The sequence below is a fragment of the Nocardia sp. NPDC052566 genome (assembly GCF_044547285.1).
Taxonomy (GTDB): Bacteria; Actinomycetota; Actinomycetes; order Mycobacteriales; family Mycobacteriaceae; genus Nocardia.
The window spans coordinates 197,737-213,298 of the sequence record NZ_JBIUAF010000001.1 but is presented as its reverse complement, the minus strand read 5'-3'; the positions used below and the strand labels follow the sequence as shown (position 1 = coordinate 213,298).

Genomic DNA, 15,562 nt, shown 5'->3' with positions numbered 1-15,562 from the left:
AGGTAGTTCTTTGACATTCGGACAGAAGGGTCATTCATGGTCATACGCCAGGATCGTCCGCCCTCGCGCGGTAGGCGCGTCGTCTCGCTGATGGTGATCGGAGCGCTACCGCTGGCCGTCGCGCTGGCGAGCACCGGGACCGCGGCGGCGGACTGGACGGCATCGAGCGGCCCGACGCCGGCCGCGGTACAGATCGCCGAGCTCGGCGCAGGTAACGAGGCGCTCGCCTCGGACAGCGTTGCGCCCGAATCGGTTCCGGCGCAGGTCACGGCGCCGGTGTATGTCAGCCGCAACTCGCCGGAGGGCGTGCGGGCGATGCCGGGCGGCAAGCTCGCCCCGGTCGATCCCGCACGGCTGCATATGCCCGATCCCGCGTCGCTGTCGGCACCGGTGGCGCCGATCGCGCCGCCCACGGGCAGGTTGCGGGCGGGCGATACCCAGATCGATATCCCGCAGTGGCTCACGCCTGAGCAGGCCGCACAGGTCAACGAGGCCGCGGCGGCGGCCGAGGCCGGGCTGGCGCAGCAGCTGGATTCGGCCGGTTTCGAACCGACCCGCTCCGATCGGATCGCCGCGCAGACGGTCGGCACCGCCGCCGTCGGTGGTGTCGTCGGCGCGGCGGCGGTCAGCCCGCTCGCCGTGGCGGCCGGGGCGATGGGCGGATTCATCGGCGCCATGGCCGGTAGTCCGTTCGCGCCCGCGGGCTGGGTGTTCGGGCCGATGGCGGGTGCGACCGCCGCGGTGACCCTGGTGGTCGCTCCCGCCGTCGCGGCCGGATCGGCGATCGGTGCCGCGGTCGGCGCGATGAACGGATACCTGGCGCCCGCCGTCGAGGTACCCGAGCCCTGAGACGAGGGGTCGCACAGGCCGGATCGGTTCGCGTGAGCGAGCCGATCCGGCCTCGCTGTTTCCGACGTCAGCGAATGCCAACTGGTCAAGATCGAAATCCGATGGCCTGCAATGATGTTGCGCGATACGGACGAAACTCACACCACCAGCAAACCGTCGGCTATACGAAAGTCGTTGTGCAGCCCGGAAATCGACCAATCCGTTTGCTCACCGGATCCGAATGTCGGTAAGTCGAACGTGAGTCACTCGGATGAAAGGTTGTGTATGGGCACAGGCAAGCACAGAGCTCCCAATCCGCAGCGGCAGAAGGTGGGCTCGATGGTCGCCGCGAGCGCGGTGCCGCTGGTATTGGCACTGGTCGGCACCGGCACCGCGCAGGCCGCCCCCGCACAGTCACCGACCGTGACGCAGCCCGAACAGAAGGCACAGTGGCCTGCGGCCGATGCGCCGAACGCGCTGCCCTATGAGGGCCTCATCATTCCGGAGAACACCCGCAGTTCGCTGCAGTGGTCGCGGCCCGCGCCGGATCGCAGCTACCTCGCTCCGGTCGGTGTGCTGCACCCGCCCGCTGCGGTGCCCGCGGTACCGCCGATCGCACCGCCGCCCGGCAAGTTCCGCTTCGGCGACGTCCAGGTGGACGCGCCGAACTGGATCAACGAGGAACAAGCGATCCAGATCAACGACAACGCTGCGCTGATCGAGTCGAATCTGGCGACCTTCCTCGATTCGATCGGCATGGAGCGCAGCCGCTCGGACCGGATCGCGGGCCAGGCCGTCGGCACCGCCGCGATGGGCGCCGTCGCCGGTGCGGCCTCGGCGGCACCGTTCGCGCTCACCTCGGCGGCCGTCGGCGGCGTGCTCGGCCTGGTGGCGGGCGTTCCGTTCGTCCCGGTCGGCTTCGTCGCCGGCCCCGTGCTCGGTGCCGCAGTGGGCGCCGCCGTGATCACCGTCCCCGCGGCTGCGGTGGGGGCGGTGGCCGGTGCTGCCGTCGGCGCGGTCAACGCCTTCAACGCACCCCCTCGGGTTGTCGGCAACTGAGCGCAGGCCCTCCGGCGGAAAGGGGTGGGACTCGACGGCGCTGTCGGGTTCCACCCACCCTCCGTCCTCGACCGAGCAACAAGGCCGTGATAAACAGGTAGCAATACTCTGGCTATCGCAAGGGGAGGCCATGAACGCGGAAATGCTCGGTGCCGTCGCCCTCGCGGTCCTACCTGCTCTACTCATCTACGGGCTGTTCTTCCTCCGGTGGCGGCGGATCAAGCGCTACGGCAAGTACGGCGGCGAGTTCAATCACCCCTTCAGCTCGGCGGGCTACGGCGGCGTGCCGCCGGGCACCGAGTTCCAGCACGATTTCGGCGGGCCGGGAACCTCGCAACAGCGATAACCCGGCAACGGCCGTAGCCGCTTCAGCCCGCGAGCAGTCCGGAGGTTCTGGTGAACAGGACCCCACCCGCGGCGAGCGGTAGTCGGGCCGCGGCCAATCCCTCGGTGACCGCGGGACCGTCATCCGGATAGACGAGTTCGCTCACCAGTGCGCGCGGCGCGGTCAGCGCGTCGTCGGTCGGCCCGTCGGCGCCGAGTTCCAGGCGGTGCCGCAGTAGCGGCGTTTCGCCGAGATCGGCGATCAGCTCGCCCTGCCAGCTACCGCCGTCCTCGTCCACGCGACCGATCTGCACGCGCTCGCGCAACCGGAGAACGGCATCGGGCGCGAGGCGAACGGTGGTGACGGTGTGGTGCCTGGCACCGCCCGCGACAATCGTCGGCTCCGGATCGAAGTCGAGCTCACCGCCCGCGCCGACCTCGAAACGCCAGTGCCCCGACGACCACGGCGTCCGCGCGCTCGGCAGCGCGATCGTCGCCGCGACCGAGCGAACGACCAGGCGCGCACCCGGACCTACCGTGATCGCGATATCGAGCACGTCACCACCCAAAGGCGTTGCGGCCGTACCGATCAGGTGCACCGTATGCGGGCCGGTGCGGCGGGCCGACAACCCGCCGCTCGCCTCGATCCGCGGCAGCCGTCCCGCCTCGGCGGTGATCCTCAGTTCGGTGCGCAACAGAACTCAGTGCGCGACGGCCGATTCGGCGCCACGATCCTGCTCGGCGATCAGCCGCAGCTGCTCGCGCACCCAGGCGAGCACCGGCGTCGCGGCCGGATCCTCGGTGAGCGAAACCAGCGCGGTCGGACGGCCCTCGCGCACCTTCGCCGCGTCGCGCTCCATCACACCGAGATCCGCGCCGACCAGCGGCGCGAGGTCGGTCTTGTTGACCACGAGCAGATCCGAGAAGGTGACACCGGGACCGCCCTTGCGCGGCACCTTGTCGCCACCGGCCACATCGACGACGAAGATCTGCACGTCGATCAGGCCGGAGGAGAAGGTCGCGGTGAGGTTGTCGCCGCCGGATTCGACCAGGATCAGATCCAGTGGCGGGTTGGCCGCGATCAGATCGTCGATCGCGTCGAGATTGGCGGTGATGTCGTCGCGGATGGCGGTGTGCGGGCAACCGCCGGTCTGCACCGCGGTGATCCGCTCGTCCGGAAGTACCGCGTGGCGGCGCAGGAAGTCCGCGTCCTCGGTGGTGTAGATGTCGTTGGTGAGCACCGCGAGGGACAGCTCGTCGCGCAGCTGCCTGCACAGCGCGGCCACCAGCGCGGTCTTGCCGGAGCCGACCGGCCCGCCGATGCCGATGCGCAGCGCCTCGCCCGGCGTGCGTTCCCGCTTGGGGCGATCGTGGCTGTGATCGTGCGGTTCACCGTCGATCAGATGCGGGGGCATGGTGGCACTCTCCTTCTCGTAGACAGTATTTCGGATCAGCTGGCGAACAGCGGCATCTCGCGGTCGAGATGGCGCTGCGCGAGCACGTCCTGCAGGGGGTCCGACAATGCGGCGAGACCGGTGACCGCCGTGGCGGCGACACGGTCGCACAGCTCGGTCAGCCGGAAGGTGCTGGCGGCGACCGCGGCGGGGTCGAGAGCCAGCAAACGCTGAGCAGCCGTGGCCGCGCCGGTCAGCGTGGTGTAGACGACGACACCGGCGGTCTCCAGTGGCGTCACCCCGCTGGCCGCGCCGACCATGCCGAACACCGTCGACAGGTGCGGTCGCGGGCCGAGCGCGGCCCAATCCTGCTGCGGCCACAGCTGTTTCGCCAGCCGCAGCAAGCCGCGCCCCTGCGCCCGCGATGCCGCACGGGCCGCGGGCGCCGGTGTCCTGGCATCGGCCTCCGCCTCGGCGCGCGCCGGGGTGAGCTCGCCGGAACATACGGCGGCGGCCAGCGAGGCCGCGACCAATCCGGAGGTGCGGACGCGGCGGCGCAGGTACAGCTCCACCGTCGCCGCGTCGCGGATCAGGCCGGAGGACACCGCCTCCTCGACACCGCCGGAGTGCACGTGGCCGCCGATCGGCAGCCGGGAATCCGCCAACGCGAGCAAGGTCGCCAGACTCGTCGCACCGGATTCACGCACCCACCGATCCTATTCCCCGGCATGTTGCGGATATGTTGCGCCGGTCGGCGGCTACGGGCGGCTGCGCTCCGGTCGGCGGCGGGCGCTCCGGTCAGCGGCCGTACATGCGGGCCAGCCAGCGTTGGGCCTGGTTGCGCGTCAGGTCCGTCCACGCCTGCAACGGTGCGGACCACCACGGTGCGATCTCGCGCGGCTTGGCGGTGACCGCGTGACAGACCAGGTCGGAGGCCTCGTCGACGGTGAGGCCGGGAATGCGGCTGAAGTCGGTGGGCGCGCTCATCCTGGTGTGCACCAGCGGCATGTAGATGGAGGTGGTGGTGAGGCCGTCGCCCGCGATCTCGGTGCCGACGCTGCGCAGCCAGACGTCGAAGGCGGCCTTCGAGGCGCCGTAGGCGGCCCAGCGCGGCGCGGGCGGCACCAGCACGGCCCAGGAGGAGATGTTGACGATGTGACCGGTGCCGCGTTCGCGCATATGCGGCAGCACCGTCAGCAGCAGCCGCACCGGCCCCAGGTAGTTGACGTCGATGGTGCGGGTGAAATCGTGGAAGCGGTCATAGGATTCGTCGATCGGCCGGCGAATCGACTTGCCCGCGTTGCTGATCACCATGTCGAGCTGTCCGTACTCGGTCAGGATCGTCCGGCCCAGCTGCTCGACCGCCGTCATATCGGCCATATCGGTGGGATGGATATGCGCCGTGCCACCCGCGGCCGCGATATCCGCGGCCACCTGTTCGAGGTCGTCGACGGAGCGCGCCACCAGCAGCACGGTCGCGCCCGCGGCAGCGAGTTTGCGCGCGCTGGCCTTGCCGATGCCGTGCGATGCGCCGGTGACCAGTACGACGCGGCCGCCGACCGCGTCGCGCAACGATTTCTCGCGCGGCCGGGAGGTCGGGTACAGCAGCCTGGTCGCCACCCGCTCGGCGATCGGCCGTCCGTTGCTTTCGGGCCGCGTCTCGTTCACACGATCAAATGTATTGCCTGGCCCGCGCTTTTACCCGGCTACCGGCTCGATCGGGTGCGCCGTATGGTCACCGCTTCGGGGAGAAGACGCGGGCGATGATCGCCATGATCACCAGCAGTGCCGCGCCCGCGGTCGTCGCGATATGCATTCCGGTGAGGAAGGATTCGCGCGCGGAATCGATCAGCGCGGCATCGGCGCCCGCGTGCTGAATGGTCTCGCCGAGGGTCGCCGCGTAGTCGCCGCCGGAGCGGAAGATCAGCGCCGCAAGGGATCCCAGCAGGGCGAGGCCGAGCGCGTTGCCCAATTCGAAGCTCGTTTCGGAGATGCCGACCGCCGAACCGGCCCGCTCCGGCGGCACCGAGGACACCGCCACATCCGACACCAGCGTGAACGCCAGGCCGTAGCCGATACCGGCGATGGTGGATCCGACCAGGTACCAACCGATTCCGCCGTCGACGCCGATGCCGAGCAGCAGCAGATTGCCCACCGCCGAGGCGAGCAGCGCGAAGACGAAGGTGGCGCGCACGCCGAACCGGTGGCCGACCCTGGCGCCGCTCATCGAGCACACGAACACCGCGACGGCCATGGGGATGCCGAGCAGCGCGGCGTCGAGCGGTTCGCGCCCGGTGACCGACTGCAGGTAGATGCTGGTGAGGTAGCTCATCGCGGCCAGCGACATCATGCCGACCAGGCTGGCGCCGATGGCGACGGAGAACTGCGCGCGCCCGAACAGCCGCAGGTCGAGCAGCGGTTCGGCCAAATGTGTCTGGCGCCGGACGAATACGACGAGGATCACCACGCCGAGCACCCCGAGCCCGACCGGCCACAGATCGAATCCTTCCGCGGCGGTGTGCTTGATCGCGTACACCACGGGCAGGATGCCGCCGATCGACAGCGCGACGCTCAGCAGATCGAGCGGACCGCGCACGCTCGACTTGTGCTCGGGGAGCAGGAACGGGCCGAAGGCGAGCAGAATCAACAGCACCGGGATGTTGATGAGAAAGACCGAACCCCACCAGAAGTGGTGCATCAGCACACCGCCGATGATCGGGCCGACCGCGGAGCCGCCCGCGAAGAACGCGGTCCACACACCGATGGCGGCGGCGCGTTCGCGTGCGTCGCGGAACAGGCTGGAGATGAGCGCGAGGCTGGACGGCAGCAGGGTCGCACCGCCGATGCCCATCAGCGCCCTGGCCGCGATGAGCACGCCGGCGCTCGGCGCGAAGGCCGCGAGGATCGAGGCGATGCCGAACACCGTGGCGCCGACGAGCAGGATGTTGCGCCGCCCGATCCGGTCACCGAGGTTGCCCATGGTGATCAGCAGGCCCGCGATCAGGAAGCCGTAGATGTCGAGGATCCACAGCTGCTCCGACGCCGACGGGTCGAGATCGACGGTGAGTGTCGGCATGGCAAGGAAGAGCACCGAGATGTCCATGGACACCAGCAGCACCGGCAGGAGCAGCACCGCCAGGCCCAGCCAGGCACGGCGCGAGCCGGTCGGGGCCGCTTCCATCGTCGACGGCCGCACCGCCTCCACGTCAGTCATCTCGTATCCTCTCCGCGTGTCGCGTACACCGTACGCACGAGTCCGGGTACAGTGTACGCACACCGGACCGGAAGTGAAAGTGAAAGATGGGATGACTGAGCCCAAGCTGAACCGCGCCGTCATCGTCGACACCGCCATCGCGCTGGCCGATACCGAAGGCCTCGACGCGCTGTCCATGCGACGCATCGCCGATCGTCTCGGGGCGGGCGCGATGTCGCTGTACCGGCACGTCGCGAACAAGGACGAGCTGCTCGCCGCCATGACCGACGAGGTGGCGCGCCGCCATCCGTACCCGTCGCCGGAAGGCCGAGGCTGGACCTGGCGCGACCGGGTCCGCATCGCCGCCGAGATCGATTGGGCGCTCTACCAACAACATCCGTGGGTGCTGCTCACCTTCGCCATGCCCCGGTACAGCTTCGGTCCGCATGGGCTGGCCAGTCTGGCGTGGCTGGTCGAGGGGCTCCGCGAACTCAATGTATCCACTCGCGAGGCCGCCACGATGGCGTTTACCGTATGGAACTACATCTCCGGCGCGACGCTGCCGCACATCAGCTCGGCGCTGGTGGCGCGCAAGGGGATGAATCCGGAAGGCGACAACGGATTGCGCGCGCTACTGCAAGGAACATCACAGCTTCCGGTGCCACCGGCGCTCGCCGATCTGGAGGGCGCCGGAGTGAGCGATCTCACCTCCGAGGACCTGCTGTTCCTCGGTTTGGCGGCGCTGTGCGACGGGTTCGCGGCACGGGCGGGATTGACCTCAACGTAGGTTCCGGTTGCAGGGTGTGGTGATGCACGCAGTACGACTCCACACCTTCGGTCCCGCCGAGAATCTCCGCTACGAAACCGTCGCCGATCCGGTCCCCGGGACTGGACAGGTCCGCATCGCGGTCGAGGCCGCGGGCGTCCACCTCATCGACACCGCGTTCCGCCGTGGCACACCAGGCCCGTACCCGCTGCCCGAACTGCCCACCGTGCCGGGCCGCGAGGTCGCCGGGACCGTGGACCGGGTCGGCGCCGACGTCGAACCCGCATGGCTCGGCAAGCGGGTGGTCGCACACCTCGGCATGGTGCCGGGCGGCTACGCCGAGCTGGCGGTGACGGAAGTCGCCCGGCTGCACGAGATTCCGGCACACCTGGATTCGGCCGAGGCGGTCGCGATGATCGGTACCGGCCGAACCGCGCTCGGCGTGCTGATGTTCACCGAACTCGGCCCGGACAGCGTGGTCATGGTGACCGCCGCCGCGGGCGGAATCGGCACGCTGCTCGTGCAATTCGCGAAGAACGCGGGCGCGACCGTGATCGGGCTGGCCGGTGGACCCGCCAAAGTCGCACTGGTGCAACGCAATGGCGCCGACCTGGCCGTCGACTACCTGCGCCCCGGCTGGGCAAACGAGGTGGGCGCCCGGCTCGGCGACCGGCGGGCCACGGTGCTGTTCGACTCGGTGGGCGGCGAGATCGCCCGCGCCGCCATCGATCTGGTCGGCAAGGGCGGGCAGCGCCTGATCTTCGGGATGTCCGGACAGGGCACGGAGCCGACGCTGCCGGAGGAGGAGCTCGCGGCGCGCGGCATCACCTCCGAGCTCGTGGTCGGGCCCGAGCTGCTGCAGCGGGCGGGCGGCGACTTCCGCGCACTGGAGGTCCGCGCGCTGGCGGACGCCGCCGCCGGACGGCTGCGGCCCGCCGTGCAACGGTTCCCACTCGCCGATGCCGCAGGCGCGCACCGGGCGCTCGAAACCCGCGGCACCACCGGCAAAGTCGTGCTCGTGCCGTAGCTGTCGGCAGTCGCGTCCGCGCCCTCTGCGGCCGCCGATCGCCGCGCAGCGGTTCCGGCCCGACGATGCCGCGGGCGCACCAGCACTCGAACCCCACGGGATCCCGATGCCGTAAATCAGTTGGAAGGGTGCGCCCGCGGCTTCTACTGTCGACGCCCATGGGAGGAAATACGGGGCTGCTGAATGTCATCGATGTCGAGGCGACGTGCTGGGATGGCCCGACACCGCCGGGCATGGTGAACGAGATCATCGAAATCGGCCTCACCGTAGTCGATCTGGACGCGGGTGAACGAGTGGGCAAGCACCGCATCCTCGTTCGCCCCGCCCGCTCCACGGTGAGCCCGTTCTGCACCGAACTGACCGGCCTCACCCAGGCCGAGGTCGACACCGGAGTCACCTACGCCGAGGCCTGCCACCTACTGGCCACCGAATACCAAGCGGGTGTACGCCGTTGGGCCAGCTGGGGCGACTACGACCGCAAACAGTTCACCACCCAGTGCGCGGCCACCGGCGTCCCCTACCCCTTCAACCGCGGGCACACCAACGCCAAACAGATCTTCGCCGAGGCCTACGACCTCCGCCGCCGCCAAGGGATGGCGGGCGCCCTCCACATCGCGGGCCTCCCACTCGAGGGCCGACACCACCGCGGCGAGGACGACGCATGGAACATCGCGGCCCTGATCCTCGACCCGAAGGTCCGCGCCACCTGGCGCACCACCCATTCGGGTTAGCCCCCTCGCAGCCACAGGCACTCGATCGGCCAGCAGCGGTCGGCAAGGCAGCTCGGCGCCGTTCGCGCCAGTGCCGAACGGCCGCACACACTTCGACTTCCCGCACACCGCTTCGTATGCGATTCGGTGTGCGCGAAATCAAAGGTGTGCGGCTGGGGGCTAGTCGGCGCCGTTGACTATGGCGTAGGCGAAGCCGTCCCAGCCCTTGGCGCCGACGGTTTGCAGGGCAGTGGCGTCGAGAGTTGGTTCGGCGGCGAGCAATTCGATGACGTCGCGGCTGGCTTGGATCACCGGGTCGTCGGAGGACGCGTCGGCTACCGCGCCGTTGCGGACGACGTTGTCGACGATGATGATCGAGCCGGGGCGGGTCAGGCGCAGCGCCCACTGGACGTAATTCGAGTTGTTGACCTTGTCGGCGTCGATGAACACCAGGTCGAAGGGTTCGGGGTGTTCGGCGGCGAGGACAGGCAGGCTGTCGAGCGCCGCGCCGACCCGGATGTCCACCCGCGCACCGATTCCCGCGCGATCGAGGTTCTCTCGCGCGACATCGGCGTGCTGCTGCTGGAACTCGAGGGTGATCACCTGCCCCTTCTCCCCGACCGCCCGCGCCAGCCAAATCGTGCTGTATCCGCCGAGCGTGCCGATCTCCAGCACCCGGCGCACACCCGCCGACCGAGCAAGCAGATTCAAGAACTTCCCCTGCGGCGGCGACACATCGATCGCGGGCAGCCCCGCCGCCGCGTTGGCCGCCAGCGCCGCCTCCGTATCCGCATCTTGGACGAGACTCTCCACGAGGTACCGATCGACCTCGGCCCACTCACTTGTCGTCATATCCGCAGTCTGCCACCGAACCCGGCCCGCCGCCGAGCCAGGCACCGGCGTCGAATCCCCTCGAGCGCAGTCAGATGGCGGCCGTTCTCGGCGTGCCGCACCACCATTCGACTGCGCTCGGCGGTGCGAGTCCGCCGGAGTGCATTGTCAGGCCCGCGCGGGGGGCATACGATCCGGAAGTAAGTATTACCTCAGTAACAACGTGGGGGCGTTGGATATGCGGATTCTTATCTCGGGCGCGAGCATTGCCGGGCCTGTTCTCGCTTACTGGCTGACACGGTACGGGTTCAGTGTGACCGTGGTGGAGAAGGCAGCCGAGCTGCGCAAGACCGGTGGGCATGCGGTCGATCTGTTCAAACCGTCGATGCGGATCTCCGAGCAGATGGGGGTGCTGCCGCGGATTCAGGAATCGGCCACCGGGACCGAGCGGCTGACCGTGCACACCGGACGTCGCACCACCACCATCGAACTGGCGAAGATCTTCACCGCGGTCTCCGATCATCATGTCGAGGTGATGCGCGACGACCTGAGCGAAATCTATTACGACGCAGGGCGCGACGAGGTGGAGTATCTGTTCGGCGACTCCATCGCCTCGATCTCCCCGGACGGGCGGGTCGAATTCACGCACGGCGCGGCGCGGGATTTCGATCTGGTGGTCGGCGCGGACGGGCTGCGCTCGAATGTCCGGCGGCTGGTGTTCGGCGAAGTCGACGAACACTTCCTCGGCGGGTATTTCGCGGTCATCTCGGTGCCGAAAGGCTGTGCCGTCGACGGTGATTCGATCGCCTACATGGCGGCCGGGCGAGCCGCCTCGGTCTATACCGCACCTCATCTCGACGATGCGCGCCTGGTGTTCCTGTTCCGCGCCGAACAGCCCCTCGACTATCACCACCGCGATACCGCGCGGCAGCGAGACATGGTCCGCCACGCATTCGCCGGACTGGCGCCGGAGGTGGATCGCTGGCTCGCGGAGCTGGACCGCACAGCGGTGTTCTACTTCGACACCATCACACAGCTTCAGTTGGACACCTGGTCGCGCGGGCGCGTCACACTGGTCGGCGATGCGGGTTACTGTCCGGGACCCGCGGTCGGGGGCAGTACCAGCCTCGCGGTGGTCGGCGCCTACACGCTTGCGGGTGAATTGGCCACCGCCGGTGGCGATCACACGATCGCCTTCCCCGCCTACGAACGCGCCATGGCCGATGCGGTACGCGACAGCAGGGCCTTCGCGGTGCGCGCGGCCAAGACGATCGTGCCGAGCTCCACGCTCGGCGTCCTCGCGCTGACACAGGGCGCTCGACTGCTGAATATCCTTCCGGACGGGGTGGCCCGCTCGGTGGCCAAGCGCAACTCCCGCGGTCTGCGCGTACACGATTCGATGACGGTCGCCGACTACAGCGCGGTGACACCGCTACCCGGCTGACCAGCGCGAAACCACCCCGGTCCGTACGGAATCCGGGTAGCGGCGCGACGCTACCGGTTCGACTGCCGCCGCCGGGAAAGCGCCGCAACACAACTCGGCTCGACAGAAACCGCCCCGCCCCTGACGGAGACGGGGCGGTCGACCGTTACTGGTTCGGCGGCTGCCAGGGCCTGCCGTGCGGGTCGCCCGGATCGTAGGGCGGCTGCTGCGGCGGAATCGACTGCTGGGGCTGGTGCGAAATCGACTGCTGCTCCGGCTCCGGCGTCGGTCGCGACGACGGCGGCGCGGTGTAGCCCTCGACCGGCGCGCGTGCGCTCGCCTCGGCGGCGCGCACGGCGCGTTCGATCGCCGGATCCGGCGCGGTGTCGAACCAGTCGGCGACGTCGGAGTCGTCCTCCACCTTCACCTCGGCGCCGTCGGAAGCCGGTGGCTCATAACGGAAGACGCCGTCCTCACCCTGGGTGCCGAAGCTCTTCGCGAACCCTTCGAGCGCCTTGCCGAAATCGCTCGGCACCAGCCACACCTTGTTCGCATCGCCCTTCGCGACCAGCGGCAGCGTCTGCATGTATTGGTAGGCAAGCAGTTCCGGGGTCGGCTTACCGGATTTGATTGCGGAGAAGACCTTTTCGATGGCTTTGGCCTGCCCTTGCGCCTGCAGGTAGGCGGCGGCGCGTTCGCCCTGCGCGCGCAGAATGCGGCTCTGCCGTTCACCTTCCGCGTTCAGGATGGACGACTGCTTGGCGCCCTCCGCGGACAGGATCGACGCCTGCTTGGCGCCCTCTGCCGTCTTGATCTGTGCCTCGCGCTGGCCCTCGGCGGTGAGGATCATGGCACGCTTCTCGCGGTCGGCCTTCATCTGCTTCTCCATCGACTCCTGGATCGACGGCGGCGGATCGATGCTCTTCAGTTCGACGCGGGCCACGCGAAGGCCCCAGCGGCCGGTCGCCTCGTCGAGTACCCCGCGCAGCTGGCCGTTGATCTGATCGCGGGAGGTCAGGGTCTGCTCGAGTGTCATGCCGCCGACCACGTTGCGCAGCGTGGTGACCGTCAGCTGCTCCACCGCGGCGATGTAGTTGCTGATCTCGTATACCGCCGCCTGTGGGCTGGTGACCTGGAAGTACACCACCGTATCGATATGCAGCGTCAGGTTGTCCTCGGTGATCACCGGCTGCGGGGGGAACGACACCACCCGCTCGCGTAGGTCGACCTTGGCACGGATCCGGTCCGCGAACGGCACCAGGAAGGTGAGCTGGCCGGAGACGGTGCGCGAATACCTGCCGAGCCGTTCGATGACCGCGGCCTCGGCCTGCGGCACCAGCGCGATCGATTTGAACACCACCACCACGACCAGGAGGACGAGGACGGCGGCGACGATAAGTACAGCCATTACGGCCCCTTCCAGACGACGGCGGTCGCGCCGTCGATCCTCATGACATAGACGGTCGTACCGGGCTCGTAGACCTCATCGGTATCCATCGGACGCGCGGTCCACACCTCACCGCCCAGCTTCACCTGGCCGGAATGCTCGGCGACCTGCTCCAGCACCAGCGCCGTCTTCCCCGGGAGCGCGTCCACATTCGTCGGGATCGGCGGCGGCGTCCCGAAGCGGCGCCGCAGGATCGGACGAACGCCGAGGATCAGCACCACCGCCATCACGCCGAAGATGACGGCGTCGACCACCAGCGAAGTACCCGCCGCCGCACTGACACCCGCGGTGCCGAGCGCGGCAACCCCCAGCATCAGCAGCGTCAGGTCCCCGGTGAGCATTTCCGCCGCCGCGAGCAGTATGCCCGCGACCAGCCAAAAAATTGCGGCCACCCAACCCACTGTAGTGCGCCCGACATGATCTCGGGTCGGACAGACGGATGTACAGATCTCGGGTGAATTACGAATTCACCACACCGCGGACGGTGCGACGCGCGCGCCCGGCGGATGTGAAACGTTCAGTGGCAGTGCTAGCTTCGTGCGGGTGGTTGACAGATATGGCGACATCTTCTCCGGACATCCCCGAGCGGCGAAGCGGACGGTCCCCGTCGTCACCGCGGATCGCGATCTGGTCGTCGAGGACGCGGCCACCGGATTCTGCGGCGCGGTCGTCGGATTCGATCGCAGCTACGACGGTGAGTTCGTGAAGCTGGAGGACGCGCGCGGCGCGGTGCGCCTGTTCGCCATGCGGGAAGCCGCGTTTCTGATCGACGGCGAACCGGTGACGCTGGTAAAACCCGCCGCGCAAGCGCAGGCGAAACCGGTGCGCTCGGCCTCCGGATCGACCAGGGTGGCGGGTCTGCGGGCCAAGGTCGCGAAGACCAGCCGCATCTGGGTGGAGGGCGTGCACGACGCCGCGCTCGTCGAGCGGGTCTGGGGGCACGACCTGCGGGTCGAGGGCGTTGTCGTCGAACATCTCGAGGGCCTGGACAATCTGGCCGAGCGGTTGACGGAGTTCGCGCCGGGGCCCGGCCGCCGCGTCGGCGTCCTCGTCGACCATCTCGTCACCGGTTCGAAGGAAACCCAGCTCACCACCGGCCTCGGCGCGCACGTACTGGTCACCGGTCACCCCTATATCGACGTATGGCAGGCGGTCCGCCCCTCGGCGGTCGGCATCGAGGCGTGGCCGGACATCCCGCGCGGCGAGGACTGGAAGACGGGTATCTGCCGCCGCCTCGGCTGGGGTACGCCCCGCGACGGCTGGCGCCGCGTGTACGAGGCCGTCGACTCGTTCCGCGACCTCGAGGCCCCGCTCATCGGCGCCGTCGAACGGCTCATCGATTTCGTGACCGAGCCGCAGTAACCACGCCACTACTCCGGCGCGCGGATCTGCGCCCGCGGTGAAACCGCCGTCGATTTCGTTCGGACATTCTTCTGACCCCGCCCGGCGGATTTTCATACGGTGATGGGATGGATGCTGTGGAGATCAGGCCGTTGCTGGCAGCCGACCTGCCGAAGGCCGAACGGGCCTCTGATACGACCTTCCTCGATGGCGATCGGCGCGATCGGCGGGTGAGTGATCCTGAGCCGCAACCACGTTCGGCTGAGGTCGCGCAGCAGTGGATCGAGCGGATGCGCTACTTCCTCGACGTCGATCCGGCGGGCTGCTTGGTGGCCGCGGACGGCGAGGAGATCCTCGGCTTCGCGATCTCGCAGAATCGGGAACGACTGTGGTACCTCGCGACCTACGGTGTCCTGCCGCAGTGCCAAGGTCGGGGTCTCGGCAAACGATTGATGGATGCCGTGCTGGCCCATGCCGACGGCCGCCCCGGCCTGTTCTCCGCCACGGTGCATCCCGGGGCGACCCGTCGATACCGGCTCGCGGGCTTCTCGCTGTATCCACAGATGCGCATGGTCGGCGTCGTCGATCGGACGACCCTGCCCGCGGTGACCGGACTCGGTGACGGAAAGGCCGACGATTTCGACTGGATGGACCGATTGGATCGGCGACTGCGCGGGGCCGGTCATGGATCCGATCACCACTACCTGCTCGCCAACAATAGATTGGTCGTATCCCGGGCCGACGGCCGGCGCGGCTATGTCTATATCGACGGCCGGGGCCGTGCGGCGCTGCTGGCCGCCGACGATCCGGAAACGGCGGGGAAGCTGTTGTGGGAGGCGCTGGCGGCAGCCGAGGGTCGTACCCTGGTCAACTGCATCACCACCGCGAACGAATGGGCGATCGACATCGGATTGGCGGCTCGTCTCGACATCGGGCAGGAAGGATATCTCGCGCTGCGCGGTATGCCGGATCCGGCGCCCTATCTGGCCAGCGGGCATTTTCTCTGAGGTTTCCGTACGTGGGTGCGGTGGGCTCGACGCCATGCCGCACAGGTTGCCGTGCCGCCCCGCCTTCCGCGCCGTGGCCGCGGGTAGCCGGCTCCGGCCGCTCGGCGATCGCCGAGCAGGACTCCGGCACCAGCGGGCGCGGGAACGAGATCCTCACCGCGACAGTCGATGTCGAGGCCGTCGGCGCGCTCCGCCACGAAGTCCTCACCGCA

17 protein-coding genes are annotated in these 15,562 nt (G+C 68.9%); 9 read left to right on the top strand and 8 right to left on the bottom strand.

The genetic code is table 11. The annotated features are described in order from the left end of the window. Nucleotides 1-36 precede the first annotated feature (36 nt). The 3 genes from ACIG5A_RS00945 to ACIG5A_RS00935 all read left to right on the top strand — a co-directional run bounded on the left by ACIG5A_RS00945 (nucleotide 37) and on the right by ACIG5A_RS00935 (nucleotide 2,233). Nucleotides 37-849 carry a hypothetical protein gene (locus ACIG5A_RS00945; RefSeq protein ID WP_397236281.1) on the top strand — a complete coding sequence of 271 codons (813 nt, stop codon included), beginning with the start codon at nucleotides 37-39 and terminating at the stop codon, nucleotides 847-849. 264 nt (nucleotides 850-1,113) lie between these two features. Continuing rightward, the gene (locus ACIG5A_RS00940) at nucleotides 1,114-1,887 is read left to right on the top strand and encodes a hypothetical protein (protein WP_397236279.1); all 774 of its coding nucleotides are present in this window, start codon (nucleotides 1,114-1,116) and stop codon (nucleotides 1,885-1,887) included. Nucleotides 1,888-2,017: 130 nt separating this feature from the next. Then, nucleotides 2,018-2,233, top strand: coding sequence for a hypothetical protein (locus ACIG5A_RS00935; protein ID WP_397236277.1), 216 nt, complete (start codon nucleotides 2,018-2,020; stop codon nucleotides 2,231-2,233). 22 nt (nucleotides 2,234-2,255) lie between these two features. Here ACIG5A_RS00935 and ACIG5A_RS00930 read toward each other — a convergent pair whose 3' ends face one another. From ACIG5A_RS00930 to ACIG5A_RS00910, 5 genes are all read right to left on the bottom strand, one after another. After that, a complete protein-coding gene (locus ACIG5A_RS00930) occupies nucleotides 2,256-2,906 on the bottom strand; it encodes an urease accessory protein UreD (RefSeq protein ID WP_397236275.1) in 651 nt (216 codons plus the stop codon). A 6-nt stretch (nucleotides 2,907-2,912) separates the two neighbouring features. Further along, on the bottom strand, nucleotides 2,913-3,626 hold the full coding sequence (gene ureG / locus ACIG5A_RS00925) for an urease accessory protein UreG (RefSeq protein WP_397236273.1): 714 nt from the start codon (nucleotides 3,624-3,626) through the stop codon (nucleotides 2,913-2,915). Nucleotides 3,627-3,661: 35 nt separating this feature from the next. Continuing rightward, nucleotides 3,662-4,312, bottom strand: a complete 651-nt coding sequence (locus ACIG5A_RS00920; protein ID WP_397236271.1) for an urease accessory protein UreF — start codon at nucleotides 4,310-4,312, stop codon at nucleotides 3,662-3,664. A gap of 91 nt (nucleotides 4,313-4,403) precedes the next feature. Continuing rightward, nucleotides 4,404-5,273: an SDR family NAD(P)-dependent oxidoreductase gene (locus ACIG5A_RS00915; protein ID WP_397236269.1), complete on the bottom strand. Its 870-nt coding sequence runs from the start codon at nucleotides 5,271-5,273 to the stop codon at nucleotides 4,404-4,406. 67 nt (nucleotides 5,274-5,340) lie between these two features. After that, nucleotides 5,341-6,819 carry an MFS transporter gene (locus tag ACIG5A_RS00910; RefSeq protein WP_397236267.1) on the bottom strand — a complete coding sequence of 493 codons (1,479 nt, stop codon included), beginning with the start codon at nucleotides 6,817-6,819 and terminating at the stop codon, nucleotides 5,341-5,343. Between the two features lie 91 nt (nucleotides 6,820-6,910). On the opposite strand from ACIG5A_RS00910, the gene ACIG5A_RS00905 reads away from it, so the two are divergent. From ACIG5A_RS00905 to ACIG5A_RS00895, 3 genes are all read left to right on the top strand, one after another. Next, entirely contained in the window at nucleotides 6,911-7,585 is a 675-nt protein-coding gene (locus ACIG5A_RS00905) for a TetR/AcrR family transcriptional regulator (protein WP_397236265.1), read from the top strand. 22 nt (nucleotides 7,586-7,607) lie between these two features. Then, the gene (locus ACIG5A_RS00900; protein ID WP_397236263.1) at nucleotides 7,608-8,591 is read left to right on the top strand and encodes a zinc-binding dehydrogenase; all 984 of its coding nucleotides are present in this window, start codon (nucleotides 7,608-7,610) and stop codon (nucleotides 8,589-8,591) included. A 158-nt stretch (nucleotides 8,592-8,749) separates the two neighbouring features. After that, nucleotides 8,750-9,322: an exonuclease domain-containing protein gene (locus ACIG5A_RS00895; protein ID WP_397236261.1), complete on the top strand. Its 573-nt coding sequence runs from the start codon at nucleotides 8,750-8,752 to the stop codon at nucleotides 9,320-9,322. A 159-nt stretch (nucleotides 9,323-9,481) separates the two neighbouring features. Here the strand turns inward: ACIG5A_RS00895 and ACIG5A_RS00890 are convergent, their stop codons facing one another. Further along, nucleotides 9,482-10,153 (bottom strand): O-methyltransferase, encoded by a 672-nt coding sequence (locus ACIG5A_RS00890; RefSeq protein WP_397236259.1) that lies wholly within the window; start codon nucleotides 10,151-10,153, stop codon nucleotides 9,482-9,484. 217 nt (nucleotides 10,154-10,370) lie between these two features. On the opposite strand from ACIG5A_RS00890, the gene ACIG5A_RS00885 reads away from it, so the two are divergent. Then, entirely contained in the window at nucleotides 10,371-11,576 is a 1,206-nt protein-coding gene (locus tag ACIG5A_RS00885) for an FAD-dependent monooxygenase (RefSeq protein WP_397236257.1), read from the top strand. 145 nt (nucleotides 11,577-11,721) lie between these two features. Here ACIG5A_RS00885 and ACIG5A_RS00880 read toward each other — a convergent pair whose 3' ends face one another. Both ACIG5A_RS00880 and ACIG5A_RS00875 read right to left on the bottom strand, forming a co-directional pair. Then, nucleotides 11,722-12,963 (bottom strand): SPFH domain-containing protein, encoded by a 1,242-nt coding sequence (locus ACIG5A_RS00880; RefSeq protein WP_397236255.1) that lies wholly within the window; start codon nucleotides 12,961-12,963, stop codon nucleotides 11,722-11,724. After that, on the bottom strand, nucleotides 12,963-13,394 hold the full coding sequence (locus ACIG5A_RS00875; protein WP_397236253.1) for an NfeD family protein: 432 nt from the start codon (nucleotides 13,392-13,394) through the stop codon (nucleotides 12,963-12,965). The genes ACIG5A_RS00880 and ACIG5A_RS00875 overlap by 1 nt, the downstream gene beginning before the upstream one ends. A gap of 151 nt (nucleotides 13,395-13,545) precedes the next feature. Between ACIG5A_RS00875 and ACIG5A_RS00870 the strand changes: the two genes are divergently transcribed. After that, nucleotides 13,546-14,364 (top strand): DUF3097 domain-containing protein, encoded by an 819-nt coding sequence (locus ACIG5A_RS00870; protein ID WP_397236251.1) that lies wholly within the window; start codon nucleotides 13,546-13,548, stop codon nucleotides 14,362-14,364. A gap of 107 nt (nucleotides 14,365-14,471) precedes the next feature. After that, on the top strand, nucleotides 14,472-15,350 hold the full coding sequence (locus tag ACIG5A_RS00865; protein ID WP_397236249.1) for a GNAT family N-acetyltransferase: 879 nt from the start codon (nucleotides 14,472-14,474) through the stop codon (nucleotides 15,348-15,350). Nucleotides 15,351-15,562: the final 212 nt, after the last annotated feature.

What these genes read in the sequence shown, in the direction of transcription:
- ACIG5A_RS00935 (WP_397236277.1), top strand. Translation starts at nt 2,018, where the DNA reads ATGAACGCGGAAATGCTCGGTGCCGTCGCCCTCGCGGTCCTACCTGCT.
- ACIG5A_RS00895 (WP_397236261.1), top strand. Translation starts at nt 8,750, where the DNA reads ATGGGAGGAAATACGGGGCTGCTGAATGTCATCGATGTCGAGGCGACG.
- ACIG5A_RS00940 (WP_397236279.1), top strand. Translation starts at nt 1,114, where the DNA reads ATGGGCACAGGCAAGCACAGAGCTCCCAATCCGCAGCGGCAGAAGGTG.
- ACIG5A_RS00880 (WP_397236255.1), bottom strand. Translation starts at nt 12,963, where the DNA reads ATGGCTGTACTTATCGTCGCCGCCGTCCTCGTCCTCCTGGTCGTGGTG.
- ACIG5A_RS00910 (WP_397236267.1), bottom strand. Translation starts at nt 6,819, where the DNA reads ATGACTGACGTGGAGGCGGTGCGGCCGTCGACGATGGAAGCGGCCCCG.
- ureG (WP_397236273.1), bottom strand. Translation starts at nt 3,626, where the DNA reads ATGCCCCCGCATCTGATCGACGGTGAACCGCACGATCACAGCCACGAT.
- ACIG5A_RS00885 (WP_397236257.1), top strand. Translation starts at nt 10,371, where the DNA reads ATGCGGATTCTTATCTCGGGCGCGAGCATTGCCGGGCCTGTTCTCGCT.
- ACIG5A_RS00905 (WP_397236265.1), top strand. Translation starts at nt 6,911, where the DNA reads ATGACTGAGCCCAAGCTGAACCGCGCCGTCATCGTCGACACCGCCATC.
- ACIG5A_RS00900 (WP_397236263.1), top strand. Translation starts at nt 7,608, where the DNA reads ATGCACGCAGTACGACTCCACACCTTCGGTCCCGCCGAGAATCTCCGC.
- ACIG5A_RS00945 (WP_397236281.1), top strand. Translation starts at nt 37, where the DNA reads ATGGTCATACGCCAGGATCGTCCGCCCTCGCGCGGTAGGCGCGTCGTC.
- ACIG5A_RS00865 (WP_397236249.1), top strand. Translation starts at nt 14,472, where the DNA reads ATGGATGCTGTGGAGATCAGGCCGTTGCTGGCAGCCGACCTGCCGAAG.
- ACIG5A_RS00890 (WP_397236259.1), bottom strand. Translation starts at nt 10,153, where the DNA reads ATGACGACAAGTGAGTGGGCCGAGGTCGATCGGTACCTCGTGGAGAGT.